The sequence below is a fragment of the Pantoea sp. SIMBA_079 genome, assembly GCF_046940275.1.
Lineage (GTDB): Bacteria > Pseudomonadota > Gammaproteobacteria > Enterobacterales > Enterobacteriaceae > Pantoea > Pantoea borealis.
This window is the reverse complement of sequence record NZ_JAWRYR010001007.1, coordinates 1-230: the sequence shown is the minus strand read 5'-3', so window position 1 is coordinate 230 and position 230 is coordinate 1. Positions and strand designations below refer to the sequence as shown.

1 protein-coding gene is annotated in these 230 nt (G+C 68.3%); it reads left to right on the top strand.

The genetic code is table 11. The features are described from left to right. A partial coding sequence (locus tag SB719_RS22955; protein WP_412160158.1) for a rhomboid family intramembrane serine protease occupies window positions 1–230 on the top strand: 230 nt, incomplete at both ends.

The following is a 230-nucleotide window of genomic DNA, read 5'->3' as shown; positions in this document are numbered from 1 at the left end:
GCCGACTCGGCGGCAACGCCACGCAGATCCTCGTGCTGGTGGCGCTGAACCTCGCGATCGGCTTCCTGCCCGGGTTCAACATCGCCTGGCAGGCCCACGTCGGTGGGCTGATCGGCGGATTCCTCGTCGGGTTGATCTACGTGGAGACGCGCCAGCCTCAGCGCCGCCGGTGGCAGCTGCCGCTCCTCGTGCTCCTGTGCGTCATCTTCGTGGCGCTGAGCCTCATCCAC